Source organism: Micromonospora sp. NPDC002411 (genome assembly GCF_053592955.1).
The window spans coordinates 1-24,456 of record NZ_JBSFBM010000060.1 but is presented as its reverse complement, the minus strand read 5'-3'; the positions used below and the strand labels follow the sequence as shown (position 1 = coordinate 24,456).

The following is a 24,456-nucleotide window of genomic DNA, read 5'->3' as shown; positions in this document are numbered from 1 at the left end:
TCTCCGGCGCGCGGACGAACCCGAGCCGTGAATAGAGCCGGTGGGCCGAAAGGGCCATCCCGGCCCGGACACAGATCACCACCGCCACGCAACCCAACTCGGTCGCGCGGGCGACGCACGCCTGCGCCAGCGCGGCACCCACGCCCCGCCCCTGGGCACCCGGGTCGACCGCGAGCATCCGGAACTCCGCCTCACCCGGCCCGGACAGCTCGGCGAAACGGGTGCCCGGCAACACGAAGGTCACCGAGCCGAGCACCGCGTCGGTCGCCTCGTCCACAGCGACCAGCACCTCGCCACTGGCGGCCCGGGTCGACACGTCGGCCAGCACCGCGCCGTACCCGTGCTCGCCCTTGAGCTGACCGTCCGCCTCGTACGCGGCCACTGTCAGCCGGGCCACCGCCGGGAAGTCGGCCTGCTCGGCAGGACGGACCCGCAGCCCGGTCAAGCAATCACCGCGATCAGGTCGCCGTCCTGCACGACGTCGCCCTCGTGCACGGCAAGCTGCTGGATCACACCCTCGGACTCGGCGATGACCGGAATCTCCATCTTCATCGACTCGAGGATCACCAGGGTGTCGCCCTCGGCCACCGTGTCACCAGCCGTGGCGACGACCTTCCAGACGTTCGCCACCATCTCGGCGCGGATCTCCTCGGCCATGTCCGGGCCCTCCCTCTTCGCGATGTGTCTGCCGTCGTATCCAATCATGCGCCGGACGGCGGTGAGCGCACAGCGGCACAGCCGAGATGCCACATCCGCCCTGGGGAAGGTGGCGGGTGTCGACAGCACTACCATCAGCGGGTCGGACCCGACGCCGGACGGCCGGTGGGTGCACCCGCGCCGAGGTCGTGCGCAGGACGGATCCGACCCATCACGAGGAGGTCAGCATGGCGAAGAAGTCCCGGAAGAAGAAGGCCCGTAAGAAGAGCGCCGCGAACCACGGCAAGCGTCCCAACTCCTGACCGAGTCGACGGGCCGGCGGCCCGTCACCGATCAGCCCGACCCGGCGGACGCCGGGCACACCGGTGGCCCGGGTCCACGTCGACCCGGGCCACCGGTGTTGGTCCGTCAGATGTGCTGACGCTCAGTCGGCCAACTCGCGGGAATCACTGGTCTCGAAGACCACCAACTCGGTGAGCTTGACCCGAAGCCGTTCGCGCAGCTCGTCCGGCGCGGTCTCGTTGCCGCAGCAACGCGCCACCAGCGCCCGCACCTCCTGCTCCAGCCCGTACTCGCGCAGGCAGGGCCCGCACTCGTCGAGGTGGTGTCGGATCAGCGAGCGCCGCTCGTCGGCGCACTCCAGATCCAGGTAGAGGTAGACCTCCGCGAGCACCTCGCGGCAGTCTGTCTCGTGCGGCTCCCCACAGCTCACGTCACACCTCCTGGCCGGCAGCGGCGGTGCTGGAGCCCTTGGACGAGCGGGCGGCACTGAAGCCCCGCTCCCCGGCGTAGCGCTCAAGCAGCTTGCGCAGATTACGACGGCCCCGGTGCAGACGCGACATCACGGTGCCGATCGGCGTGCCCATGATGTCCGCGACCTCCTTGTACGAGAAGCCCTCGACATCGGTCAGGTAGACGGCCAGGCGGAACTCCTCCGGCAACTGCTGGAGGGCCTCCTTGACGTCGCTGTCCGGCAGCCGGTCCAGTGCCTCGGTCTCCGCCGAACGCAACCCGCTGGAGGTGTGCGACTCGGCCTCGGCGAGCTGCCAGTCGGTGATCTCCTCGGTCGGCGCCTGGATCGGTTGGCGCTGCCGCTTGCGGTAGGAGTTGATGTAGGTGTTGGTCAGGATCCGGTAGAGCCAGGCCTTCAGGTTCGTGCCCTGCTCGAACTGGTGGAAGGCCGCGTACGCCTTCAGGTACGTCTCCTGGACCAGGTCCTCGGCATCCGCCGGGTTGCGTGTCATCCGCAGCCCAGCAGCGTAGAGCTGATCGACGAATGGCATCGCGTCCCGCTCGAATCGGGCCCTGCGCTCGTCCGTCTTCTCGGTGGTCAACCGCACATCCCCTCGCGTCGGATGCTTTCCCGCCGAGGATACGCGTACGGACCTGCCCGCAGATTCACTTCCGGCTGGTGTGCCCGTGCTCACCACACCAGCCCCGCCCGGTCCCGCCGTCGCAGGCCACTCCGGACCATCCAGCAGCCGCTTCAGCTGCCGGGCGTCCCGCTCGTCCCGTTTCAGGCTCCGTGTCTCGGTCGGCACCGGTCACCCCCCTCGCAGAAAAGTCGTCCGGGGTTTGTAACGCGAGATGACCACTGGGGCATTCCGTCCGGGCCTCCCCGTTCCTGGTCCCGGCCCCGACGGCGGCCGGCGCTGGGACCAGGAAGGGCCTGGGAGGACTGGCGCCTTCGGCTCGAACCGGCCCGGTGGCACCATCCGATGCAACGACCCTTGCCCGGCACCGGAAACGGTCGCCCGGGCACAGCCGTGCAGCCCGGCACCGGAAACGGTCGCCCGGGCACAGCCGCTCAATCGGCCGCCCAGCCCTGGGCTCGCAGCCAGTCCCGCACCACAGTCGCCGTGCCCGCCGGATCGCGCCGCAGGTCGTGCGTCTCCCCCGGACGGCTCACCACCTGTACGCCCTGCGCCGGCTCCGGCGTACCGAACGGGTCCCGGTCGCCGTTGACGACGAGCGTCGGTAGACCGGTGCCCAGTTCGGCGGCGCGCGAACGCTCCGGCCGTCCGGGCGGGTGCAGCGGGAAGGCCAACGCGACCACACCGGCCGCGCCCACCGCACGCGCCGTCCGACAGGCCACCCGGGCACCGCTGGAACGGCCTCCGACCAGCACCGTCGGTGTGTCGACGTGCCGGTCCCGCAGCACGGCGAGCACCGCCGTCCAGGCCTCGTCGAGATGACCCGCGGGTGCGGGCGCACGTCGACCGGCGACCCGGTAGGGCTGGGTCACCCGGACCACCACCAGGCCGGCAGCGACCGAAGCGTCCCGGACCGCGAGCAGGTCGGGTGCGTCGACGCTGCCGCCCGCCCCGTGACCGAGCACGAGCAGCGCGGTCGCCGGGCGGGCCGGCAGGTCGGTGGTGATCCCCGCCGGACCGCGCGGGGTGTCTATCTGGTCGCTGGTTGGCACCGGCCCATTCTGCGCCGCGTGCCGGACGCCCGGTGGTGGACCGGGCCACTGGTCAGCTGAGCGGCACCAGGGTGAGTAGTCGGTCCCGCACCGGCGGGCCGGCGTCGTCGACGGCGTCCGGGTCAGGTTCGACCTCGCCCCGCCAGGCCACCAGCATCGCCCGCCGCTCGCGAGGCGTGGTCGCCCCCCAGACGCCATGGCAGTCACCGACGTCCAGGGCCCAGGCCAGGCAGGACCCCTGCACATCGCAACTACGGCACAGCGCTACGGCAGCATCCGCCGGCTCGTTCGGCGCCGGAAAGAATGTCTCCGGATCGACGCTCTGACAGGTGCCTCTGGTGCGCCACGCGTCGTCTTGTCGCCGTTCCCGTACTGCCCGCAGCAGTCGCGGATCTCGCCGCGCCGCTGCCACCTCGTGCGGCCGGGGCATACGCGCCCGTGTCATCCACCCACCTCCCCCGTGGGACCGGCAAGATCGGTGGACGTCGTCCGCCCCGTGCGAATCGACAGCCACTACCGGCGCTGTGTTCTATCGCACTTCGCAACACCGGGACAAGGGTCTGCCGGGAACCTGACTGAACAGTCAGGAGACGAATCGCGCGCAATCCTGTCAAATCGGTGCCCGACGATGCGCCGTCGCCTCAGAACAGTGTCAACTCCTGCGGTGCCATCGTCGGCGCGACCGTCACCCGTTCGGTCAAGTGCGGGCCGTCGTTACGGACGTCGCCCACCGCCGGCCCCACCGGTCGGATCTCCAACCCCGCCAACTGCTCGGGCGACGCCGGGACGAGCAACCGCTCCGGCTCGTCGGTCGACGTCAGCCACGACGACCAGGACTCGGGTGGCAGCAGCAGCGGCATCCGGTCGTGCACCTCGGCCAGGTCGCCGAGCGCCGCGGTGGTCAGCACGCTGAAGGTGAGCCGGGAGTCGGCGCCGGACTCCCAGACCGACCAGATGCCGGCCAGGGCGAGCACAGATCCGTCGGTGGGCGTCATGTAGTACGGCTGCCGCCCGCCGTCGGGCCGACGGACCCACTCGTACCAGCCGTCGGCCGGAACAAGGCAGCGGCGGCGGGAGAACGACCCGGCGTACGCCCGGCTGGTGGCCACCGTCTCCGCCCGCGCGTTGATCATGCGGGCCGCGCCGGCGGCGGACCGGGACCAGTGCGGCAGCAGACCCCAGCGGCCCACGCAGAGGCTGCGATGACCCTCCGGGCTCACCCGGACCAGCGGCACCCGATCGGTCGGCGCGACGTTGTGGTCCGGTCGGAGCAGGCCGTCGGTGTCGTCGGACGACTCGAACAGCGCGCTGAGCTCGCCGGAGCTCCGGGTCGTCGCGTACCTGCCGCACATATGCACACGCTAACGCGTCGGAGGCCCTGTCGGCTGTCCCGCCAACCGGGAGTACGACCGCCGGCCCCCGCCGCCCAGCAGCCGACACGGCAGAATGTAACCGTGGGGAATCTAACCGCGACCCGGCCGTCGCAGCCGTGGACCGCACCGACCGCGTCCGACCCGGTGACGGCGACACTGCGTCTGCCCGGTTCCAAGTCGATGACCGCGCGCGCCCTGGTGCTCAGCGCGCTGGCCGCCGGCCCGTCGACGCTGGCCCGGCCGCTGCGCGCCCGCGACACCGAGTTGATGGCCGCCGGCCTGCGCGGAATGGGCGCGCACGTGTCGATCAGCGACGACGAGCGCTGGCTGGTCCGGCCGCACCCGCTGGTCGGCCCCGCCCACGTCGACGTGGGGCTGGCCGGCACCGTGATGCGGTTCGTGCCGCCCGTGGCGGGCCTGGCCGACGGGCAGGTCACCTTCGACGGCGACCCGTACGTCCGCACCCGCCCCCTCGGCCCGCTGGTCGGCGCGCTGCGCTCGCTGGGCGTCCGGATCGACGTCACCGGCACCGGCAGTCTGCCGCTGACAGTGCTCGGCACCGGCCGGATCACCGGCGGCGAGGTGGTGATCGATGCGTCCGCCTCCAGCCAGCTGGTCTCCGGGTTGCTGCTGGCCGCCCCGCGTTTCGACAGGGGTGTCGTGGTGCGTCACGTCGGCCCGCCGGTGCCGTCCGCGCCGCACCTGCGGATGACAGTGCAGATGCTGCGGGCCGCCGGCGCGGCGGTCGACGACAGCTCCCCCGACGTCTGGGCCGTCGAGCCCGGTCCGCTCACCGGGCGCGCCTGGGAGATCGAGCCGGACCTCTCCGGCGCGGTGCCGTTCTTCGCCGCCGCGCTGGTCACCGGCGGCGAGGTGACCCTCCAGGGCTGGCCGCACAGCAGCGCGCAACCAGTCGAGCAGCTCCGCTCGCTGCTGCAACGGATGGGCGGCGAGGTCACCCTCTCCACCGACGGGCTGACCGTGCGGGGCACCGGCGTGGTGCACGGGCTGACCGCCGACCTGTCCGACGTCGGTGAGCTGACCCTGGTGCTGACCGCGCTGGCCATGCTGGCCGACTCGCCGTCGGTCTTCACCGGCGTCGGGCACATCCGCGGCCACGAAACCGACCGGCTCGCCGCGCTGGCGCGGGAGTTCAGCGGGCTCGGGGCGGACATCACCGAGACCCCGGACGGGTTGGAGGTCCGGCCCCGCCCCCTGCGCGGTGGGACCTTCCGCACCTACCAGGACCACCGGATGGCGCACGCCGCCGCGGTCACCGGGCTCGCCGTTCCCGGCATCGAGCTGGACGACGTGGGGTGTACCTCCAAGACGATGCCCGAGTTCCCGGCACTATGGTCAGCGATGGTGACCGGCAAGAGCTGACGCGAGAAGAGGACAGGTCCTGGCGACCAAACGGCGGGAGTACGACGAGGACGACGTACGGGTTCGGCCCGGAAAGTCGTCGCGTCCACGTACGCGCACCCGACCCCGGCACGCCGACGCCGTTGACGGCTTCGTCATCGCCGTCGACCGGGGTCGCTACACCTGCGTGCTGTCCGGTGCCGAACGCGGCGTGGTCGGGGCCGAGCTGCCCACCGTGACCGCGATGCGCGCCCGCGAGCTGGGCCGCAAGTCGGTGGTGGTGGGCGACCGGGTCAGCCTGGTCGGGGACACGTCCGGCGCGGAGGGCGCCCTGGCCCGCATCGTCCGGATCGCCGACCGCCGCTCGGTGCTGCGCCGCACCGCCGACGACGACGACACCACCGCCGAGGGCCGGTTGGAACGGGTCGTGGTGGCCAACGCCGACCAGTTGGTGATCGTCAGCGCGTTGGCCGACCCGCCGCCGCGTACCGGGTTCATCGACCGCTGCCTGGTGGCCGCGTACGACGCGGACGTCGAGCCGCTGCTCTGCCTCACCAAGGCCGACCTGGCCGGTCCGGAGGAGGTGCTCGGCTACTACACCGAGCTGGAGCTGCCGTACGTGCTGAACCGCCCGGACGCCGACCTAGGGGCGCTACGCGCGCTGCTCAGTGGTCGGGTGTCGGTGCTGGTCGGGCACTCCGGCGTGGGCAAGTCGACGCTCGTCAACCGCCTCGTCCCGGACGCCGCCCGCGCGGTCGGCGTGGTGAGTGCGATCGGCCGCGGTCGGCACACCTCCACCAGCGCGGTGGCGCTGCGACTGCCACCGGTGCCCGGGGTGGACACCGACCCGGGCTGGATCATCGACACCCCGGGCATCCGCAGCTTCGGGTTGGCCCACGTGTCCGCCGACAGCCTGCTGCACGGCTTCCCCGACCTGGTCGAGGGCACCGTCGACTGTCCGCCCAACTGCCAGCACACGGCGGACGAGACCGACTGCGCCCTCGATGCCTGGGTGGCCTCCGGCAAGGCCGACCCACGCCGGCTGGCGTCGTACCGCCGGCTGCTGGCCTCCCGCGCCGGCGAGGGCGACGCGCGCGGTGAGAGCGACCAGCGCGGGCCGGGCGAGGGTGACCGGCGCGGGCCCGACGAGTGAGCCGGCGGGCGTCGGCTAGGTTGCCGGAATGACCGGGTACGCCGACGACCTCGCCCTCGCCCACCAGCTCGCCGACCGGGCCGACGCCATCTCCACGGCCCGGTTCCGGGCACTCGACCTGCGCGTCGAGGCGAAGCCCGACCTGACACCGGTCTCCGACGCGGACACCGCCGTGGAGCGGGAGATCCGCGCCCTGCTGACCGAGCACCGGCCGACGGACGGGTTGCTGGGTGAGGAGTACGGCGCCGGGCCGTCCACCGACCCGGCCGGCCGCCGGTGGATCATCGACCCGATCGACGGCACCAAGAACTTCGTCCGCCGTGTGCCGGTCTGGGCCACCCTGATCGCGCTCTACGACGGGGACCGTCCGGCGGTCGGCGTGGTGTCCGCGCCGGCGCTGGGGCGGCGCTGGTGGGCGAGTGCTGGCGCGGGCGCGTACGCCGGATCGGGCTCGGCCGACGGCGAGCGGATCGGGGTGTCAGCGGTACGGGCGGTGGCCGACGCCAGCGTCTGCTACTCCTCGCTGACCGGGTGGGAACGCGCCGGGCTGCTCGACGCGATGCTCGACCTGATGCGCGACGGTTGGCGCAGCCGGGCGTACGGCGACTTCTACGGCTACATGCTGCTGGCCGAGGGGGCACTGGACGTGATGGTCGAGCCGGAGTTGTCGCTGTGGGACGTGGCGGCGTTGGTGCCGATCATCACCGAGGCGGGTGGCACGGTGACGGATCTGGATGGTCGACCGGCCCCGGCCGGCGACCCCGGCACGGACAGCAGTGTGGTGGCCACCAACGGTGTGCTGCACGCCGACATCCTCACCCGGCTCGATCGGCCAGCCGAGCGCTGACCCCCGGCAACCTCTATCCTCGCCAGGTGGTCTCCTCCGGTTGGTGCTTCCTCGCGACGATGATCGTCGCGTACGGCTTCGCCAACCTCCTCCAGTCGGTGGCCGCAGCCCGCACCACGGTCCATCACACCTTCGATCCGGGCCTGCTGCTGCGCCTCGCCGGGCACCGGACCTACCTGGTCGGCCTGGGCTGCCAGATCGCCGGCTTCGTGTTCGCCTTCCTGGCCCGGCGGGATCTCCCGCTGTTCCTCGTGCAGGCCAGCGTGGCGGCCGGGCTCGGGGTGACCGCGATCCTCGGCGTGCTGGTGCTGAAGTGGCGACTGCCGGCGGCGGAGGTGGTGCTGCTCGCGCTGCTCTTCGCCGGGATCACCGCGTTGGTGCTGTCCGCCCGCCCGGCACCGTCGCGGCAGCTCGGCACGGCCGGCTCGATCGCCCTGCTGGTGGCACTCGGCGTCATCGCGGTGCTCGGTGTCTTCGCCGTCCGACTGCACGGGGCACCGGGTTCGGTGGCCCTCGGCTCGCTGGCCGGGTTGGCGTTCAGCTCGGCCGCGGTCGCCGCCCGGCCGCTGGCATCCGCGTCGTCGGCCGAGGCGTTCCTCACCGACCCGCTGTTCTACCTGCTGATCGTCCACTCGATCGTCGGTCAACTGCTGCTCGGCCTGGCCATGCAGCGCGGCTCGACGACCGCGGCGGTCGCCGCGATGGACGCCGCCGGCGCGGTGCCGGCCGCGATCGTCGGCCTGCTGCTGCTCAACGACAAGATCTGGCCGGGCCGGGAGTGGCTGGCGGCGGCCGGCTTCCTGGTCACCCTGACCGCGGTGATCGGGCTGACTCGGTACGCGGAGCCGCAGCAGCACCGCTCGGTGACCCGCGGCCGGGATCGGGCCATGGCCGTCGCCACCCGCTCCGGCTGACCGGAACCGGCCTAGGCTTCGACCGGCTTGCGGCGGCTCACCACCCGCTCGTAGAGGCGCTCCAACGCCCCGGCGGTCCGCTCCCACGTGTAGCTGCTGCGGACCCGGTCCACCGCGGCGTGTCCGTACGCGAACCGGCCGGCGTTGTCGGCGAGCAGCCGACGCAGCGAGATACCGAGTGCCCGCACGTCGCCGGGGGGCACCAGCCGGCCGGTGACCTCGTCGACGACGGCGTCCGCCAAGCCGCCCATGGCGTAGCCGATCACCGGTACGCCGCAGGCCATCGCCTCCAACGAGACCCGCCCGGCCGAGGAGTAGTGCGGCGTGCAGGCGACCACGTCCGCCGACCTGTACCAGGTGGCCATCTGATCGTGCGGAACCGCACCGACGAGCCGCACCTGGTCGGCGACGCCCACCTGCTCGGCGAGCTCCCGCAGCCGTCGCGCCTCGGCGTGGTTGGCGAGTTGGTCGGTCGGCGGCCCACCGGCGATCACCAGTTCGGCGTCGCCGACCAGCCGCATCGCCCGGATCAGGTCCTCCTGGCCGTGCCCGGCCGAGAGTGAGCCCACCGAGAGGATTCGGGCCCGCTGTTCGCGGGGCGCCGCCTCGCCGTCGGGGTGGAACTGCTCGATGTCGACCCCGGCCGGCACCAACGCGACGGAGCTGCGTTGCAGACCCATCCGGGTCAACTCGTCGACCTCGTCGTTCGACTGGGCGACGGCGATATCGACAGCCCTGGTCAGCGCCCGTTCCAGGGTGATCCGCTCCCCCGGCCCGTCGTAGTGGCCGCCCAGGTGCCGCAGTTGTTCGACGCCGAGCGAGTGGAACGTCTGCACCACCGGGATGTCGGTCTCCCGGACGGCGTGCGCGGCGGCCAGGCCACCGACCCAGTAGTGCCCGTGCACCACCTCGGGTCGCCAGGCGCCGGACCACTCGTCGGTCAACCAGCGGCCGAACTCCGTCACGTGGGGAATCAGCTCGGCGGTGGAGAGGGGGGTGGGCGGGCCCGCGGGCACCCGGTGTACCTGGTAGCCGTCGACGTCGATCGTCGCCGGCAGTCCTGGATCGTCAGTGCGGTCGTAGAGCCGGACGTCGTGGCCCCGTTCGGCCAACTCGGCGGCGACCCGCGCTATGTGCTGGCGGGTGCCGACCGGTGGGCCGTCGGCGTGGCGGTACGAACTGGCGTGCGCGCAGACGAGGCCGACGCGCATGGGTCACCTCCCTGCGATCTTTTCCTCGGCGGTGGTCCTCCCGGTCAGAGCGTCCCATTAACCCCCGCACCCGGAGCCGAAACCTGGCAGATCAGGAAGAGTCGCGACGAGTGCCGCCGACACTTGCGCCACAGCAAGCACAGGTGGCACCCAGGTGACAGTTCGACGATGATCGACAACTGCTTGGTGGTATGACCAGGCCCGGGCGGGGGTACCGCCCAGGAATGCCGATGACCCGCACCCTCGACGATTCGACCGTGGTGATCACCGGCGCGTCCAGCGGGATCGGCATGGCGACCGCGTACGCGTTGGCCCGCCGGGGCGCCGCCGTCGTGCTGGCCGCCCGCAGCGAGCCGGCCCTGCGACAGGTCGCGCACCAGTGCTGGGAGTTGGGCGGCCGGGCGCTGGTCGTACCGACCGACGTGACCGATCTGGAGTCGGTGCGACGGTTGGCCGATCGGGCGGCGGCCGAGTTCGGCCGGATCGACGCCTGGGTGAACAACGCCGCGGTGGGCGCTGTCGGCCTGTTCGACGAGATCCCGGTCGCCGAGTTCCGCCGGGTGCTGGAGGTCAACCTGCTCGGGACGGTGCACGGCATCAAGGCCGCGCTGCCCTACCTGGAAGCGGCCGGCGGCGGCGTGCTGGTCAACAACGCCTCGGTGCTGGCCGAGGTGGCGATGCCGTACCAGTCGGCGTACAACGCCACGAAGCACGGGGTCCGGGGGTTGGCCGACACGGTCCGGCAGGAACTGCGGGTCACCGGCCGCGGTCAGATCTCGGTCTGCACCGTGCTGCCGGCCACCATCGACACCCCGTTCTTCCGGCACGCGGCCAACCACACCGGCCGCGAACTAGTGCCACCTCCTCCGATCTACCCGCCGGAGGTGGTCGCCGAGACCATCGTCCGGCTGCTGCGTCGACCGCGCCGGGAGGCGTACGCCGGTGGCGCGGCCCGGCTGCTCGGCCTCCAGTGGCGGCTGGCGCCGGCGCTGGTGGAGCGCACCCTCGGCTGGTACGCCCACCGCACCCAGTTCGGTCCGGGGGCTCGGGTGGACAGCACCGGCAACGTGTTCCACGCCGACGCCGACGCCGGCGCCCGCCGGGACGGTGGCTGGCAGGGCCGACGGCGTCAGTTGGTGCGGATGACCGCGGCGTTCGGCCTGGCCGCGGCCGGAACGGCGGTCGGCACGATGGCGGCGATCAACCGCCGATCGCGGTCGGTGCGCTGATGACCGCGACCGAGCGTCCGAACGCGCGAGCGGTGGCCGGCGAGCCCCGTGAGGCGATCATGGCGAGCTGCCGCGTGGAGGCCGACGAGTCGTCGGCGGTGGTCCGGTTGACAGGTGTGCTCGACGCCGCCGGAGCCGAGGCGGTACGCCTCGCGCTGCTCACCAGGCTCGCCGACCGGCCCGGTCCGGTGGTGGCCGACGTGACCGGGCTGCGGGTGGTCGATCCGACCGGGCGGGGCGTCTTCGCCGAGGTTCGCCGGGAGGTCGCCGACTGGCCGGCAGCGGATCTGCTGCTATGTGACCCGGCGGTCGACCGGCCCGACCACACGGACGCGGCGCTGCCGGCCGAGCCGACCACGGTGGCCGGGGAACCGGCCGTGACGGGCATGGTGGCCGGGGAACCGGCCGTGACGGGCATGGTGGCCGGGGAACCGGCCGTGACGGGCATGGTGGCCGGGGAACCGGCCGTGCCGACAACAGTGGCCGGGGCCGCGACGGTGGCCGGGGTGCCGGCCTGGCCGACGGTGGACGGCGCGCTGGCAGCGGTCGCTGCGACGCCACTGGCGGCGGTGCTCACCGCCGACCTGGCCCCCGCTGTGGGAGCTGCCCGGCAGGCTCGCGAGCTGGTCACCGCCGGTTGCCGGCGCTGGGGCGTGCCGACGTTGATCGACCCGGCGTGCATCGCGATCACCGAAATGGTCAACAACGTGGTGGCGCACGCCCGGACCCCGATGACGGTACGGCTCGCGCCCCGAGACAGCAGCCTGCACCTGGCCGTCCGCGACCACTCGTCGCACCTGCCGACGTTCGCCGGCCTGTCCCCGCCGGACCGGGCCGGTGGCCGGGGCCTGCTGCTGATCGACACGGTCGCCCGCCGCTGGGGCAGCAGCCCGGTAGGGGACGGCAAGGTCGTCTGGTGCGTTCTGCACCCGGAGGACGAGGTCGCCCACCGCGACTGACGGGGTGTTCCGTCCCGGGTGCCGGTTTCGCCACCGCACGGCCTGCCGTGCTCCGGTTATGGCGGGAGGGCAGCGGGTAGTGATCAGACATGCGCGACAACGAGTACCCGACCCCCGTGTCCGACACCGAGGCGCAAGGCCTGCCCGACACCGCCGATGACGACTCGACCGCCAACGACGACGTGCTCACCGGGCGCGAGGCGGACGGCCCGGACCCGGCCCAGTTGCCCGGCGACCGGACACCGGTGGCGGTGGACCGGTTCGGGACGACCGCCGAGGAGCAGCTCGACGGGGAGTCGTTGGACTACAAGCTCGAACGAGAGGTCTACGAGCGTCCGGCGGACGACCCGTTGGCCGGGACGATCGACCCGAAGATCGCCTTCGAGGCGGACAACCTGGAGGCCGCCGCGGAGGCCCAGTTGGACGCCGACGTGATGGATCCCGGGCCGACCTCGGACCCGAACTCACCGGTCTCCCTTTACGACCACGGTCAGCTCGGCACGGTCGCCGACGCCACAGTGGGCCGGCTGGTGGAGCCGGACGAGGGGTCGCACACCGACCAGGAGACCGACTCGGTGGCGTACGACGCGGGCTCGGCCGGTGGCGGGGCGACCGCCGAGGAGTTGGCCATCCACGAGACGGAGCCGCCGCGCTCGGTCTGACGCCATCCGTCGGGAGCGGTCAGCTCGGCACGCTCGCCCCGGTCAGTCGTCCAGGCCGCGTTCGATGGCGTAGCGGGTCAACTCGACCCGGTTGTGCAGCTGCAGCTTGCCCAGGGTGTTCTGCACGTGGTTCTGCACAGTGCGGTGCGACAACCCGAGCCGCTGTGCGATCTGCTTGTACGACAACCCCTTCGCCACCAACCGCAGCACCTCCGTCTCCCGGTCGGTGAGCCGGGGCGTGGCGGGCTCCGCGCCGCCGCTCGGGTCGGCCGCCTGACCCGGGCTGGCGGCCAGCCGGCGGTACTCGCCGAGGACGAGCCCGGCCAGGCCGGGGGTGAAGACAGTGTCGCCGGCCGCGGTGCGGCGGACCGCTTCGAGGAACTCGGCGGGCGCCGTCGACTTCACCAGGTAGCCGGTGGCCCCCGCCTTGACGGCGTCCAGCACGCTCTGCTGTTCGCCGCTGGCGCTGAGCATCAGCACCCGCACCCCGGGCACTGCCGCGCGCAGGCCCAGGATCACCTCGACGCCGGAGATGTCCGGTAGTTGCAGGTCGAGGACGACCACGTCGGGCCGGGCGGCGGCGGCCACCCGGACGGCCTGTCGCCCCTCGCCGCTTGTCGCCACCACCAGGAAGCCGGCCTCGGTGAGGTCACGGGCGACGCCTTCCCGCCACATCGGATGGTCGTCGACCACCATCACCCTGGTCGGGGTCACCGCTGCGCCCTCGGCACTGTCAACTCGATCTCGGTGCCAGCGTCGGGAACGGACATGATCCGTACCGTCCCGCCCACGTCGGCCACCCGACCCTGGATCGACTGGGTCACGCCGAGGCGCCCCTGCGCGGCAGCCTCGGCCAGCCGGCCGGCCGGGATACCCGGCCCCTCGTCGCGGATCGACACTGTCACCGTCGCCCCCTCGTCCTCGATCAACACCCAGGCTCTCCCGCCGGCGTGCCGCCCCACGTTGTCCAGGGCCGCGCCGGTCGCGGCGGCCAGCTCACCGGCCACCCGCCGGGGCAGCGGCACCGGGGTGGCCGGCGCGGAGAGCGCCACCGCCGTCGAGGCGTACCGGCCGAGCAGGGTCCGCAGGTCCACCGCCGCAGCCTCGGCGCCGTCCGGGAGCGCGGCGGCGGTCGGGTCGGTGCCGGCGATCAGGGCCCGCAACGCGGCCTCCTGCTCACCCGCCAGCCGGGCCAGCTCGCCGGCCTCGCCGGGCAGGTCGGCACCCCGCCGCTGCACCAGCGCCAACACCTGGAGCACCGAGTCGTGGATGCCCCGGGCCAGCCTCTCCCGCTCCCGGGTGGCAGCCTCCAACTCCACGGCGCGTTGCAGCCGCTCCTCGGCGCCCACCGCGAGCCGGGCCACGTGCCCTACGACCACTCCGGCGAGCAGCATCAGGATCACCCCGGTGAACGAGGACTGGCTGATCCGCTCCCGGGTGGCCAGGTCCGCGCCGGCCACCAGCAGCGCGGCGATCGTGCCCCGCCGCCGCCCGCCGGAGACGGCCCAGGCCAGCACCGGGCCGGCCATCCAGGCGACCCCCATGGTGGGTACGCCGCCGGCGAGCGCCGCCCGACCGACCACCCACGGGGTGGCCAGCACGACGGCCAGCACCACTGCGAGGTCGGCCAGCAACAGTGGCCAGCGCCGCCAGGCCGGCCGGGCGTACCCGATCGCGGTCGCCGCGGTCCACGCCGCCATCGCCAGGACCAGGGCGCCGACGGCGTACGGGTGGTCGTACCGGTCGACGTCGCGCACCGCGAGCACGCAGACGTACGCCAGGGACGCCACCCGGAACACCGTGAGCGCACGCCACAGCGGCACCTCGAATTCACCTGGCGGCGACGGCATGGCGGTCAGGATGCCACACCCCGGCCGGCCGCATGGCGAGCAGCGAGTGCGGTTCGGGAAACCCTGACGTACGGTGGAAAAGCCGCGAAGTACTCCGAGATCCGCCGCCGGGACGGGCCCATGACCAACGCAGATCCACACGCACCGCGTACGGTTGTGCCCATCGAACCTGCCCTCCTGATCGCCGACGCCTTCAACCAGGCCCAGGTGACCGAGATTCGACACTCGGTTACCTCCTGCGCGCATGCCTCCGGCCTCACCGGCCAACGGCTGGACGACTTCGTGCTCGCGATCAACGAGTTGATCACCAACGCGGTCCGGCACGGTGGCGGACGCGGATGGTTGCGGCTCTGGCACGAGGCCGACGCCCTGGTCTGCGAGGTGGCCGACCACGGGCACGGGATCAGCCCGCAGCGGCTGGGCGACCGCAGTCGGCCGGCCCCGGACACCGCCGGCGGCTGGGGTCTCTGGCTGGCCCGCGAGCTGACCGACGCCATGGAGGTGGTCACCAGCACCGCCGGCACCACCGTCCGCGTCACCACTGGTCTCGTCAGCCCCGACCGCACCACGTACTGATCCGCGCAACGGTGCCGCGTGGCGCGGCTCAGCCGAAGAGCGCGGAGACGGATTCCCCGTTGTGGATCCGACGCATGGCCTCGGCCAGGGCGGGTGCCACCGACAGGACCTGCAACTCCGGCACCCGCTTGGCGGCCGGGATGGGCACCGTGTTGGTGCAGACGATCTCCAGGACGCCGTCCTGCTCGCTGAGTCGCCGCAGAGCGTCGTCGGAGAAGAGGCCGTGCGTGCAGGCGAGCCGGATCGACCGGACCTTCAGGCCACGCAGGTGCTCCATCAGCTCGACCACGGTGCTGCCCTTGGCGATCTCGTCGTCCAGCACGATGACGTCCCGGTCGGCCACCTCGCCGATCACCGCACTGATCTTGACCAGGTCGTCGCTGAACCGCTGCTTCGCCCCGGCCGCGACCGGAGTGCCGAGCAGCCGGGCGAAGGCCGCCGCCTCCTTGGCGTTGCCCAGGTCGGGTGAGACCACCACGGTGTTGCTCAGGTCGTAGCGCTGGAAGTGGGTGGCCAGCTCACGCAGCGCGTGCAGGTGATCCACGGGGACGCTGAAGAAGCCGTGCACCTGCGGCGAGTGCAGCGTCATCGCGAGCACCCGGTCCGCCCCGGCCGACGTGAGCAGGTCGGCGACCAGCCGCGCGCCGATCGAGATCCGCGGCGCGTCCTTCTTGTCCGAGCGGGCGTACGCGTAGTGCGGCAACACCACGGTGATCCGGCCGGCGGAGGCGCCCCGCGCCGCGTCGATCATCAGCAGCAACTCGACCAGGTTCTCCTGCACCGGCGGGACCAGCGGCTGGATCAGGAAGACGTCCCGCTCGCGGCAGTTGGCCTGCAACTGCACTTCCAGGCAGTCGTTCGCGAACCGGGAGACCCGCACCGGATGCAGCGGCACCCCCAGGTGGGCGCAGATCTCGGCAGCCAGGTCGGGATGGGCAGTTCCACTGAAAACGGCGATGTCGCGCACGTTCGCACATCGTAGGGGACGCGGAGGGCGGCGGACGGCAGCGGGCCACAACCGGGAGTGACGCAGCTCGCACCACGCCGTCGGTCCGGGTACGGTGCTGCGGTGACCCCCCAGTACGTCGCCGCCATCGACCAGGGCACCACCTCCTCGCGGTGCATCGTCTTCGACCACGCGGGGGAGATCGTCGCCGTCGCGCAGCGCGAACACCGGCAGATCTTTCCCCGGCCCGGCTGGGTGGAGCACGACGCCGAGGAGATCTGGGACAACGTCCAGCAGGTCGTCTCCGAGGCGCTGCGGGCCGCCGGCACCGACGCGGCCGGCCTGGCGGCCATCGGCATCACCAACCAGCGGGAGACCACCGTCGTCTGGGACCGGTCCACCGGCCGCCCGGTGGCCAATGCCATCGTCTGGCAGGACACCCGCACCGGGCCGCTGCTGCGCGAGCTGGCCTCGACGTACGGCGAGGAGCGGTTCCGGGCCCGCACCGGCCTGCCGCTGGCGACCTACTTCGCCGGGCCGAAGCTGCGGTGGCTGCTGGACGAGGTCGACGGTCTGCGCGAGCGCGCCGAGCGTGGCGAGGTCCTCTTCGGCACCATGGACAGCTGGCTGATCTGGAAGCTGACCGGCGAACACGTCACCGACGTGACGAACGCCAGCCGGACGATGCTGATGGACCTCACCACCCTCGACTGGGCCCCGGACCTCCTGGACGCGATGGGTGTCCCGGCAGCGATGCTGCCCGAGATCCGCTGCTCCGCCGAGGTGTACGGCCACGCCACCGGCGTTCTCGCCGGGGTGCCGGTGGCCAGCGCGCTCGGCGACCAGCAGGCCGCCCTGTTCGGGCAGACCTGCTTCCAGCCGGGCGAGGCGAAGTGCACCTACGGCACCGGCAGCTTCCTGCTGCTCAACACCGGTGCCACTCCGGTCCCGTCGACGCACGGCCTGCTCACCACGGTCGCCTACCGGATCAAGGACCAACCCCCGGCGTACGCCCTCGAGGGCGCGATCGCCGTCACCGGTTCGCTGGTGCAGTGGCTGCGGGACAACCTCGGGCTGATCTCCAGCGCCGCCGAGGTGGAGGAGTTGGCGCGCACCGTTGACGACAACGGCGGCTGCTACGTGGTGCCCGCGTTCTCCGGGCTGTTCGCCCCGCACTGGCGCAGCGACGCCCGTGGCGTGATCGCCGGCCTCACCGGATACATCACCAAGGGGCACCTGGCGCGGGCCGCGCTGGAGGCATCGGCCTGGCAGACCCGCGAGGTGGTCGACGCGATGGACTCCGACTCCGACGTGGCGTTGCGCCGGCTGCGGGTGGACGGTGGCATGACCGCCAACGGGCTGCTCATGCAGTTCCTCGCCGACGTCCTCGACGTGCCGGTGGTCCGGTCCCGGATCACCGAGACCACCTGCCTGGGCGCCGCGTACGCGGCTGGTCTGGCGGTCGGCTTCTGGCCCGACCTGACCACCCTGCGGGCCCAGTGGCGCTCCGACGCGCAGTGGGAGTCGACGATGACGCCGGAGCTGCGTGAGCGGGAGCTGGGCCAGTGGCGGAAGGCCGTGCAGCGCACCCTGGACTGGGTGGAGTGATCCCCGGCCCGGGGATCACTCCCAGCGGTTGCCGGTGAGCTTCTCGTAGACGTCGACGTAGCGGGCCCGGGTCGCCTCGACCACCTCGTCCGGCACGTCCGGGGCCGGGGCCTGCTTGTCCCAGCCGCTGCCGGTGGCCCAGTCCCGCACGTACTGCTTGTCGTAGGAGAACTGCACCCGGCCCGGCTGGTACGACTCGGCCGGCCAGAACCGCGACGAGTCGGAGGTGAGCAGCTCGTCGGCGAGGACCAGGGTGCCGTCCGGCGCCCAGCCCAACTCGATCTTGGTGTCGGCGATCAGGACGCCCCGGTCGGCGGCCAGTTCGGCGCCGCGCCGGTAGATGTCGAGGGTGATCTGCCGCAGTCGCTCGGCGGTGGCCTCGCCCACCTTCGCCACCACGTCGTCGTACGTGATCGGCTCGTCGTGCTCCCCCGCCGGCGCCTTGCTCGACGGCGTGAAGATCGGCTCGGGCAGGATCGACGCCTCGGCGAGCCCGCGCGGCAGACGTACGCCGGAGACCGCACCGGTCTGCTCGTACTCCCGCAGCCCGCCGCCGGTGAGGTAGCCGCGGGCGACGCACTCGACCGGGACCATGTCCAGCCGCTGGCAGCGGATCGCCCGCCCGGCGAACTCGGCGGGCACGTCGGTGGCCGAGATGACGTGGTTCGGCACCAGGTCGGCGAGCTGCTCGAACCACCAGAGCGAAAGGGCGGTGAGCAGGCGACCCTTGTCCGGGATCGGCGTCGGCAGCGCCACGTCGTAGATCGAGATGCGGTCCGAGGCCACCAGGATCAGGTCGTCGCCGTCGGCGTAGACGTCCCGGACCTTGCCCGAGTGCAGAAGTTCCACGCGCCCTAGTACACCATGCGGCGTCGGTCAGCCCGATTCGACCACCAGCGCGAGGGGGTGACCGGACGGACGTTGACACCCTCGTGCGCTGCCTGCGTGAATGGTCCGACCGCTGCCCTCGCAGGTCCAGGAGACCCCCGTGCCCGTTGTACGACCCCCGATCGACCGCCTCGGCGCCGACCCGGGCCGACGCCGACTGCTCGGCGCGCTGCTCGGCGCTCCCCTGCTCGCGTCAAGTGGGCTCGCCGGATGCAGCGACGGCGCCACCACCTCGACCCAGGACGGGCCGGTCGAGCTGTCGGTGTTCTGGTGGGGCACCGCCAAGCGGGCCGAGATCACCGAGAAGGTGCTGCGGCTCTACTCGGATCGCAACCCCCGGGTCACCTTCCGGGTCACCTGGCAGGGCGCCGACGGCTACTACGACCGCCTGGCCACCCAGGCGGCGGGTGGGAACGTCCCGGACCTGATCCAGATCGACGACGCGATGCTGACCGAGTACGCCCAACGCCGGATCATCCTCGATCTCAGCGACCGGGTCGCCGATCACCACCTCGACCTGCGGGGCCTGCCGGAGGGGCTGATCCGCTACGGCACCGTCGAGGGGCGCACGATGGCGGTGGCCAGCGGGCAGACCCACGTGGGCGTGGTCTTCAACCGGGACCTGCTGCGGGACTTGAAGGTGCCGGAGCCACGCGGCGGGATGACCTGGGCCGAGTACTTCTCCTGGGCGGAGCAGGTCACCGACGCCAGCGACGGCCAGGTGGCCGGCACGATGGACGCGTCCGGCGACTACCGGGCGCTCTGGCTCTGGCTGCGATCGCAGGGCGGTGAGTTCTACCGGGGCAACCAGATCGGTTTCGGCGCGGACGAACTGATCGCGTGGTTCGAGCTGTGGCAGCGGGCCCGCGCCGCGCGGGCCACACCGGGCGGGGCGTTGGTCGAGCAGGCGGACAGCGCGGAGCCGGGTCGGCAACCGGTGGTCACCGGGCTGACCGCCGCGTCCTTCGCCTGGTCCCATCAGCTGCCGGAGCTTCAACGACTCACCGACGCCGAGCTGGGCCTGACCGGCCTGCCGGGGGCACCCGGCGCGCAGTGGGCGCGGGCGTCGATGTACTGGGCCGCGTTCCGCGGCACCCGCCACCCGGACGCCGTCGTCGACGTGATCAATTTCCTCACCACGAACGGCGAGGCCGGCACCGTCCTGGGCCACGAGCGTGGGCTGAGCGCCAGCCTCGCCGTCCGCAGCTACGCCGAGGGCAGCATCACCGACCCGGCCCAGCGACGCGCCGCGGCGTTCGGCGCCAGCATCGCCGACCTGCTCGGGCCGGCGCCGGCGCCACCGCCCCAGGGGCACGCCAAGGTGCGTACCCTGCTGGTCACCGCCGCCGAGCGCATCCGCGTCAGGCGGGACGGCACCCGGGAGGCCACAGCGCGTTTCCTGTCCGGGGCCATCGCAGCCCTCGCGGTGTGAGCACCGGCAGCCGGCCCTGAGGCCGGCCGCCCGGAATCTGGCGTCGCCCGAGGCGGGTGGGTCAGCGGGGCGGACCGCCCCGGCGGTTGCGCATGAGACGCAGCACCAGGAACACGACGATCGCCACCACCACCAGGCAGCAGAGCAGCGGGAGGATCCCGAAGCCGCTGCGGCCCCGCCGCCGGGCGGCCTCCACCACCAGCTCGCCGGTGCCCGTGGACGCCCAGGCCGCGACGGGCACGAAGACCGCCAGCACGGCCCCACCGAGGACCGCGCTGAGCCGGCCCCACCACTTACCGAATGAAGACATGTGCCCATCCTCGCCGAAGGGCGCAACCTCGGCACGTCGGTCCACGCCGAATCACGGGACCGAGATCGCGGGCAACGTTTCCGCAACGCCCCGGCAACGATGATGATCTTTACATGAATCTCCGGAGGTGATCGGATCTCATCCATGGTCAACTCTGTGAACAGTGCGCGGATCTCTCGCACCCGAAGATCCGCGGCGGCAGCGGTAGGCGTTACCCTCGTCGCCGCTCTCCTCACTCCGACGGCGGCACACGGCGCCCCACCGCCACCGGCGACACCCGCTGCCACCGGCACCGCACACCGCGCACCTGTCACGGTCACGCTGATCACCGGCGACCGGGTGACGGTGACCCCGGGCGTCAACGGCGCGACCCCCTCGGTGGACGTCACACGCCCGCCCGGCGCCACCGGCGCCGTGCGGGTCGCCACCGAAGGCGGGGACACCTATGTGTACCCCGACGAGGCGATGCCCTACCTCGCGACCGGCCGACTCGACAAGCAACTCTTCGACGTCACCCAACTGATCGCGCAGGGCTTCGACGACGCGCGGACCAGCGAACTTCCCCTGATCGTCACCCGCGCCGCGGACTCGGCCACCCGCCGGACCAGCGCCACGCTGCCGGGCGCGCAGACCACGCTGGAGCTTCCCTCGGTCCGCGGCGAGGCGATCCGCACCCGCCGGTCGCAGGCGGCGGACTTCTGGTCGGCGCTCACCGGCGGTGGACAGTCAACGGCCGCCCGCCGCGCCGCCACCTCGGTCCCCTCCTTCTCGGCGGGCGTCGACAAGGTGTGGCTCGACGGCAAGGCGAAGGCCGCCCTCGCCGACACCACAGCGCAGGTCGGCGCCCCGGCGGCCTGGGCGGCCGGAGGCACCGGCAGCGGTGTGCGGGTCGCCGTCCTGGACAGCGGCGTGGACACCACCCACCCGGACCTCGTGGACCAGGTGGTGGCGTCCCGGAGCTTCATTCCGGGCCAGGACGTCATCGACCACAACGGGCACGGCACCCACACCGCCTCCACCGTCGCCGGAACCGGCGCCGCCTCGGACGGCAAGGAACGGGGCGTCGCTCCCGGCGCCGACCTGGTGGTCGGCAAGGTCCTCGACGAGAACGGAAGCGGCTCGATCTCGGGGATCATCGCGGGCATGGAGTGGGCAGCGCGGACCGAGCGCGCCAAGGTGATCAACATGAGCCTCGGCGTCAGCGCGTGGCACACCCAGGACGACCCACTGAGCCAGGCCGTGAACCAGCTGACCGCCGAGACGGGCGCACTCTTCGTCGTCTCCGCCGGCAACAGCGGCCCCGACCCGTACACCCTCGGCGCCCCGGGCACCGCCGACGCCGCGCTCACCATCGGCGCGGTGGACACCTCCGACCACCTGGCCGACTTCTCCAGCGTCGGGCCGCGCGCCAACGACGAGGCCCTCAAGCCCGACATGACCGCCCCCGGTGTGGACGTGCTGGCAGCGCGCTCGCAGCACATCCCGTGGGGCGAGGGCTACTACCGCCTGGACAGTGGCACCTCGATGGCCGCGCCGCACGTCGCCGGGGCGGCTGCCCTGCTGGTGCAGAAGCACCCGACCTGGAGCGCGCGGCAGATCAAGGACGCGCTGATGAGCACCAGCGTCCGCACCCCCGACTACACCGCGTACCAGGCCGGCAGTGGTCGACTGAACGTGGCCGCCGCCTACCACCAGGACCAGGTCGTCGCGACCGGCTCGGTGGACGCCGGCCTCGTCCGGTGGGCCCCCGGCACCTCACCACAGCCGATCACCAGGAAGATCACCTACACCAACACCACCGCCGCTCCGGTCACCCTGGCTCTCGCCGTCGAGCACGGGGCCTCCTCCGCACGGACGTTCACGGCGGCGGCCGACAGCGTCACCGTGCCCGCTCACGGCACCTCCACCGTCGACGTCGTGGTGGACCCGGAAGGTCTTGCGCCGGGGCGGTACTCCGCCCAGGTCACGGCCCGCTCCCCGACCGGGGAGGTACACACGGCCGTCGGGGTCGCCGTCGAGTCCAAGAAGTACGACCTCACCATCCACCTGAAGGACCGCGCCGGTCGACCCGTGAGCGGTGAGGTCGAGGTCGTCAACGCCGAGACGGGCCGTACGTTCATGTGGGTTCCGGACGGAAAGCTCACCAGTCGCCTGGCCCCCGGCGCCTACACCGTCGTCGCCACGCCCGACGTGGAGGGTGTGAACGGGCCCGACTCCCTCGGCCTCGCGATGCTGACCGCCCCCGAGGTCGACCTGACGGCCGACCGGGTCGTGGAACTCGACGCGGCACGGGCCCGTCAGGTGAAGGTGGCGACACCGCAGCCGACTGCCGTCGTCAACACGAGGATCGACATCTACCGGTCCTTCACCTCCGCCGAGCCGACCCCCACGGACTGGAGTGCCCTGAAGGAGAGTTTCTGGCCCGGCGCCACCTACGACAGCCTGTGGGCGCTCCCGACCAAGGGCAAGGTCAAGAAGGGCAGCTTCGTCCTGACCACCCGGTTCCGCGCCGCGCAGACGCCGCTGGCCATCAGCTACGACGGCCGCCGCCTCGGTGACCCCCTCGTGCAGCCTGGCTCGCCGGCACTGCCCGACGGCACGTCGCGCCTGGACGCCGTCTTCGCGGGCGTCGGCGCGGCTGCCGACTACGCCGGTGTGCCCGCCCGGGGCAGGGCCGTGGTCGTACGCAGCAGCGACTCGGTGACCCCCACCGACCAGGCAGCGGCGGCGTACGCCGCCGGCGCGGCGATGCTCCTCGTGGTCAACGACCGCGCCGGGCGCAAGAGTGACTGGTACGGCAACCCCGACGGCGTGACGACCGGTCAGATCCCGGTCGCCTCGGTGACCATGGACCAGGGCGAGGCGTTGATCCAGAAGATCACCGCCGGCCGCAAACCGGTACGGCTGGCCGTCGTGGCCCACCCCTCCGCGAAGTACCTGTACGACCTGGTCGACTACCACCGTGGCGGGGTGCCCGCGGATCCCTCCGCCAAGACCGATCCCCGCGACCTCGCACGGATCGATCTCACCTTCTCCCCTCCCCCGGGGAAGCAGTCCAGCGAGGGACGGGTGGACTTCCCGCCGTACGAGTACGGGGCGGCACGCTCGTTCCCGTTCCAGCCGGTGGCGCCGGGTCCGCGTACCGACTGGGTCTCCGCGGGCGACGGCGTGAAGTGGATGCAGTACGCGGACGTCGCCGACTGGGCGCGGTCCAACACGGAGGCGATCGCCTACCGGCCGGGCAGCGTGCAGAAGGACCGCTGGTTCGGGCCCATCACCCGGCCACGGATGCTGAGCACCGAGATCCCGTTCCGCGGTGAGACCGCCATGAGCGCCTACCTCCAGGGGTTCGGCGATGCGGGGGCCGCGCACAGCGGCGGGGCCAGCATGTCCCAGGTCGCCACGTTCTACCAGGGCGACAAGCAGCTGACCCGGTTCGACGGCTGGCCGGAGATCGGCGCGGGTGACCTGCCGCTGGAGAAACTGCCGTACCGGCTGGTCGTCGAGACCACCGGCAAGCCGGAGTTCAGCCCGTACTCCACGGCCACGCACACCGAGTGGCGCTTCATCTCCGGCGGCAGCGAAGAGGTGCAGGCCATCCCGCTGGTCCAACTGGACTACGGAACGGACGTGGACGTTGCGGGTCGGGCGAAGCGCGGCAGCGACTTCTCGATCACGCCAGTCGTGGTGGGCAGCACCGCGGCCCGGGACGGGGTGTCCTCGCTCCTACTTGAGGTCTCCTACGACGACGGGAAGACCTGGCAGCGGCAGGGACTGAAGGAGAAGAAAGGCACCTGGCGGGTGTCGCTGAACGCGCCGCCCCGGGCCGACTTCGTGTCGATCCGGGTCACCGCCGACCAGCGCAACGGTGGCGGCGTCACCCAGACCGTCACGCGGGCCTTCGGCCTTCGGTAGGACGCGGGGGGCCGGTGCCAGCGCTGGCACCGGCCCCTTCGCGGTCCTGCCTGCAGGCGGCACCAAAAAGCCCGACCCCCAGGTGGGGGCCGGTTTGGCTGGGGTTTGGGGGTGGTCCAGGTTAGGCAGGCCCTCAGCT

25 protein-coding genes are annotated in these 24,456 nt (G+C 72.4%); 12 read left to right on the top strand and 13 right to left on the bottom strand.

The annotated features are described in order from the left end of the window. Together ACWCO3_RS10405 and ACWCO3_RS10400 are read right to left on the bottom strand one after the other, a co-directional pair. The coding region (locus tag ACWCO3_RS10405) for a GNAT family N-acetyltransferase (protein WP_450009519.1) at positions 1 to 445 on the bottom strand (445 nt) is incomplete at its 3' end. Next, positions 442 to 657: a biotin/lipoyl-binding carrier protein gene (locus ACWCO3_RS10400; RefSeq protein WP_145779113.1), complete on the bottom strand. Its 216-nt coding sequence runs from the start codon at positions 655 to 657 to the stop codon at positions 442 to 444. The genes ACWCO3_RS10405 and ACWCO3_RS10400, both read right to left, overlap by 4 nt. A gap of 227 nt (positions 658 to 884) precedes the next feature. Here ACWCO3_RS10400 and ACWCO3_RS10395 point away from each other — a divergent pair, with 227 nt between their 5' ends. Continuing rightward, positions 885 to 959 carry a 50S ribosomal protein bL37 gene (locus tag ACWCO3_RS10395; protein ID WP_369814844.1) on the top strand — a complete coding sequence of 25 codons (75 nt, stop codon included), beginning with the start codon at positions 885 to 887 and terminating at the stop codon, positions 957 to 959. 122 nt (positions 960 to 1,081) lie between these two features. Here the strand turns inward: ACWCO3_RS10395 and rsrA are convergent, their stop codons facing one another. From rsrA to ACWCO3_RS10370, 5 genes are all read right to left on the bottom strand, one after another. Beyond that, positions 1,082 to 1,369 (bottom strand): mycothiol system anti-sigma-R factor, encoded by a 288-nt coding sequence (rsrA, locus tag ACWCO3_RS10390; RefSeq protein ID WP_030336658.1) that lies wholly within the window; start codon positions 1,367 to 1,369, stop codon positions 1,082 to 1,084. 1 nt (position 1,370) lies between these two features. Beyond that, on the bottom strand, positions 1,371 to 2,198 hold the full coding sequence (locus tag ACWCO3_RS10385; RefSeq protein WP_088987788.1) for a sigma-70 family RNA polymerase sigma factor: 828 nt from the start codon (positions 2,196 to 2,198) through the stop codon (positions 1,371 to 1,373). A 266-nt stretch (positions 2,199 to 2,464) separates the two neighbouring features. Continuing rightward, positions 2,465 to 3,082 (bottom strand): alpha/beta hydrolase family protein, encoded by a 618-nt coding sequence (locus ACWCO3_RS10380; protein ID WP_145779112.1) that lies wholly within the window; start codon positions 3,080 to 3,082, stop codon positions 2,465 to 2,467. A gap of 52 nt (positions 3,083 to 3,134) precedes the next feature. Next, on the bottom strand, positions 3,135 to 3,527 hold the full coding sequence (locus tag ACWCO3_RS10375; protein ID WP_145779111.1) for a WhiB family transcriptional regulator: 393 nt from the start codon (positions 3,525 to 3,527) through the stop codon (positions 3,135 to 3,137). 196 nt (positions 3,528 to 3,723) lie between these two features. Beyond that, positions 3,724 to 4,434, bottom strand: coding sequence for an SOS response-associated peptidase (locus tag ACWCO3_RS10370; RefSeq protein ID WP_145779110.1), 711 nt, complete (start codon positions 4,432 to 4,434; stop codon positions 3,724 to 3,726). 102 nt (positions 4,435 to 4,536) lie between these two features. On the opposite strand from ACWCO3_RS10370, the gene aroA reads away from it, so the two are divergent. The 4 genes from aroA to ACWCO3_RS10350 all read left to right on the top strand — a co-directional run bounded on the left by aroA (position 4,537) and on the right by ACWCO3_RS10350 (position 8,731). Beyond that, positions 4,537 to 5,838 (top strand): 3-phosphoshikimate 1-carboxyvinyltransferase, encoded by a 1,302-nt coding sequence (gene aroA, locus ACWCO3_RS10365; RefSeq protein ID WP_145779109.1) that lies wholly within the window; start codon positions 4,537 to 4,539, stop codon positions 5,836 to 5,838. Between the two features lie 136 nt (positions 5,839 to 5,974). Next, positions 5,975 to 6,970, top strand: a complete 996-nt coding sequence (rsgA, locus tag ACWCO3_RS10360; protein WP_145779108.1) for a ribosome small subunit-dependent GTPase A — start codon at positions 5,975 to 5,977, stop codon at positions 6,968 to 6,970. Positions 6,971 to 6,998: 28 nt separating this feature from the next. Next, on the top strand, positions 6,999 to 7,817 hold the full coding sequence (hisN, locus tag ACWCO3_RS10355) for a histidinol-phosphatase (protein WP_145779107.1): 819 nt from the start codon (positions 6,999 to 7,001) through the stop codon (positions 7,815 to 7,817). A 59-nt stretch (positions 7,818 to 7,876) separates the two neighbouring features. Next, positions 7,877 to 8,731, top strand: a complete 855-nt coding sequence (locus ACWCO3_RS10350) for a hypothetical protein (RefSeq protein ID WP_244311900.1) — start codon at positions 7,877 to 7,879, stop codon at positions 8,729 to 8,731. An 11-nt stretch (positions 8,732 to 8,742) separates the two neighbouring features. Here the strand turns inward: ACWCO3_RS10350 and ACWCO3_RS10345 are convergent, their stop codons facing one another. Continuing rightward, positions 8,743 to 9,942, bottom strand: a complete 1,200-nt coding sequence (locus ACWCO3_RS10345; RefSeq protein ID WP_145779105.1) for a glycosyltransferase — start codon at positions 9,940 to 9,942, stop codon at positions 8,743 to 8,745. A 230-nt stretch (positions 9,943 to 10,172) separates the two neighbouring features. Between ACWCO3_RS10345 and ACWCO3_RS10340 the strand changes: the two genes are divergently transcribed. From ACWCO3_RS10340 to ACWCO3_RS10330, 3 genes are all read left to right on the top strand, one after another. Then, positions 10,173 to 11,171, top strand: a complete 999-nt coding sequence (locus tag ACWCO3_RS10340) for an SDR family oxidoreductase (RefSeq protein WP_450009514.1) — start codon at positions 10,173 to 10,175, stop codon at positions 11,169 to 11,171. Further along, positions 11,171 to 12,130 (top strand): ATP-binding protein, encoded by a 960-nt coding sequence (locus ACWCO3_RS10335; protein WP_450009513.1) that lies wholly within the window; start codon positions 11,171 to 11,173, stop codon positions 12,128 to 12,130. Before ACWCO3_RS10340 ends, ACWCO3_RS10335 begins: the two co-directional genes overlap by 1 nt. Positions 12,131 to 12,219: 89 nt before the next feature. Continuing rightward, positions 12,220 to 12,792, top strand: coding sequence for a DUF5709 domain-containing protein (locus tag ACWCO3_RS10330; RefSeq protein WP_145779102.1), 573 nt, complete (start codon positions 12,220 to 12,222; stop codon positions 12,790 to 12,792). Between the two features lie 42 nt (positions 12,793 to 12,834). Here the strand turns inward: ACWCO3_RS10330 and ACWCO3_RS10325 are convergent, their stop codons facing one another. Together ACWCO3_RS10325 and macS are read right to left on the bottom strand one after the other, a co-directional pair. After that, complete coding sequence (locus ACWCO3_RS10325; RefSeq protein ID WP_145785455.1) at positions 12,835 to 13,488, bottom strand: response regulator; 654 nt, start codon at positions 13,486 to 13,488, stop codon at positions 12,835 to 12,837. Positions 13,489 to 13,502: 14 nt separating this feature from the next. Beyond that, the gene (gene macS / locus ACWCO3_RS10320; protein ID WP_145779101.1) at positions 13,503 to 14,642 is read right to left on the bottom strand and encodes a MacS family sensor histidine kinase; all 1,140 of its coding nucleotides are present in this window, start codon (positions 14,640 to 14,642) and stop codon (positions 13,503 to 13,505) included. Between the two features lie 120 nt (positions 14,643 to 14,762). Between macS and ACWCO3_RS10315 the strand changes: the two genes are divergently transcribed. Beyond that, the gene (locus ACWCO3_RS10315) at positions 14,763 to 15,218 is read left to right on the top strand and encodes an ATP-binding protein (RefSeq protein ID WP_145779100.1); all 456 of its coding nucleotides are present in this window, start codon (positions 14,763 to 14,765) and stop codon (positions 15,216 to 15,218) included. A 28-nt stretch (positions 15,219 to 15,246) separates the two neighbouring features. On the opposite strand, the gene ACWCO3_RS10310 is transcribed toward ACWCO3_RS10315, so the two are convergent. Further along, a complete protein-coding gene (locus ACWCO3_RS10310) occupies positions 15,247 to 16,185 on the bottom strand; it encodes a ribose-phosphate diphosphokinase (RefSeq protein ID WP_354886585.1) in 939 nt (312 codons plus the stop codon). Between the two features lie 102 nt (positions 16,186 to 16,287). On the opposite strand from ACWCO3_RS10310, the gene glpK reads away from it, so the two are divergent. After that, positions 16,288 to 17,772: a glycerol kinase GlpK gene (gene glpK / locus ACWCO3_RS10305; protein WP_450009509.1), complete on the top strand. Its 1,485-nt coding sequence runs from the start codon at positions 16,288 to 16,290 to the stop codon at positions 17,770 to 17,772. Positions 17,773 to 17,787: 15 nt separating this feature from the next. Here glpK and ACWCO3_RS10300 read toward each other — a convergent pair whose 3' ends face one another. Next, positions 17,788 to 18,621 carry a phosphoribosylaminoimidazolesuccinocarboxamide synthase gene (locus ACWCO3_RS10300; RefSeq protein ID WP_145779097.1) on the bottom strand — a complete coding sequence of 278 codons (834 nt, stop codon included), beginning with the start codon at positions 18,619 to 18,621 and terminating at the stop codon, positions 17,788 to 17,790. A gap of 139 nt (positions 18,622 to 18,760) precedes the next feature. Between ACWCO3_RS10300 and ACWCO3_RS10295 the strand changes: the two genes are divergently transcribed. Further along, on the top strand, positions 18,761 to 20,092 hold the full coding sequence (locus ACWCO3_RS10295) for an ABC transporter substrate-binding protein (RefSeq protein WP_244311566.1): 1,332 nt from the start codon (positions 18,761 to 18,763) through the stop codon (positions 20,090 to 20,092). A 61-nt stretch (positions 20,093 to 20,153) separates the two neighbouring features. Here ACWCO3_RS10295 and ACWCO3_RS10290 read toward each other — a convergent pair whose 3' ends face one another. Continuing rightward, complete coding sequence (locus tag ACWCO3_RS10290) at positions 20,154 to 20,402, bottom strand: hypothetical protein (RefSeq protein ID WP_088950039.1); 249 nt, start codon at positions 20,400 to 20,402, stop codon at positions 20,154 to 20,156. A 144-nt stretch (positions 20,403 to 20,546) separates the two neighbouring features. Here ACWCO3_RS10290 and ACWCO3_RS10285 point away from each other — a divergent pair, with 144 nt between their 5' ends. Then, positions 20,547 to 24,317 carry a S8 family serine peptidase gene (locus ACWCO3_RS10285; protein ID WP_450009506.1) on the top strand — a complete coding sequence of 1,257 codons (3,771 nt, stop codon included), beginning with the start codon at positions 20,547 to 20,549 and terminating at the stop codon, positions 24,315 to 24,317. Positions 24,318 to 24,456 lie beyond the last annotated feature (139 nt).